Raw genomic sequence first — 1,405 nt, forward strand, 5'->3', positions numbered from 1 at the left:
TAATGTCGTGTTCTGGCTATTTACAGATGTCGTGTTTTTGAGCGCTGGCAAGCTGGCAGACTGCTGCAACCGCTGCGGGGCCTGCCATGAAGCCGGACACGACGCTGGTGAGTTTGAGCATGCGCGAACTGGACAGACTGAAGGTTATACAGGCGGTCGTTGAGACGGGCCTCAAGCCCGGCCGTGCCGCCGAACGGCTGGGTCTGACAGTACGTCAGATCGAACGGCTGGTGATCCGGTACCGGGAGCACGGGCCGTCTGGCGTGGCCTCGGGCCGGCGCGGTCAGCCAGGTAACCGCAAGCTCGACGAAGGCCTGGCGTTGCGCGCCCTGATGATCATCCGCGAGCGCTACGCCGATTTCGGGCCGACGCTGGCGCGCGAGAAGCTGGACGAATGCCACGGCATCCGGCTGTGCAAGGAAACGGTGCGCCAACTGATGACCCAGGCCGGCCTGTGGGTGCCGCGCAAACAGCGTCCACCGAAGGTCTACCAGCCGCGCGCACGGCGTGCATGTTTCGGCGAGCTGGTGCAGATCGACGGCAGCGACCACCGCTGGTTCGAGGACCGGGCGCCGGCCTGCACGCTGCTGGTGTACGTGGACGACGCGACGAGCCGGCTGATGCACCTGCATTTCACGCAGACCGAATCGACGTTCAGCTATTTCGAGGCCACGCGCGCGTATCTGGAGCGCCACGGCAAACCGGTGGCGTTCTACAGCGACAAGGCGAGCGTCTTTTACGTGAAGCGCCGCGCCGAGACTGCAGGCAAAGGTGTCACCCAGTTCGGCCGGGCGATGTATGAGCTCAATATCGACACGTTCTGCGCGAACTCAAGCCCCGCCAAGGGCCGCGTGGAGCGCGCCAACCTGACGCTGCAGGATCGCCTCGTGAAGGAACTGCGCCTGCGCGGCATCAGCACGCTGGACGAAGCGAACGACTGGGCCCCCGCCTTCATGGCGGCCTACAACGCCCGCTTCGCGAAGCCGCCCAGAAGCCGGTTCGATGCACACCGGCCGCTGCGTGCGGACGAGGATCTCGACGCAATCCTGACCTGGCGGGTACAGCGCAAGGTATCGGATTCACTCACGCTGCTGAACGACCGCGTGATCTGGCTGCTGAAGGACACGCCGGCAACCCGCCGGCTGATCGGCCGCTACATCGAGGTATGGGAGTATCCGGACGGTCGCATCGAGCTGCGGGCCGGTGGTGCAGCACTGCCCTGTATCCCCTATGACAAGCTCTCGGAAATCGACCAGGGCGCCGTGATCGAGCACAAGCGGCTCGGCCATGCGCTGCGCGTCGCCCAGGCGCTGCAGGCGCAACGCGATAACCGTCGCGTATCAGGCTCGCCATCCCGCACCAATCGCGGCGCCGCGGTACGCAAACCGAAACCATTGCCTGGCGC

Annotated in this window: 1 protein-coding gene; it reads left to right on the plus strand. The window is 65.3% G+C overall.

What is annotated here, in order from left to right:
- Nucleotides 1-86: 86 nt before the first annotated feature.
- Nucleotides 87-1,405: ISNCY family transposase (locus AB4Y36_RS40415; protein WP_368685930.1), on the plus strand; the 1,319-nt coding region annotated here is incomplete at its 3' end.

The sequence above is a fragment of the Paraburkholderia sp. BR10936 genome, assembly GCF_040965735.1.
In the GTDB taxonomy this organism is placed as follows: Bacteria; Pseudomonadota; Gammaproteobacteria; order Burkholderiales; family Burkholderiaceae; genus Paraburkholderia; species Paraburkholderia nodosa_A.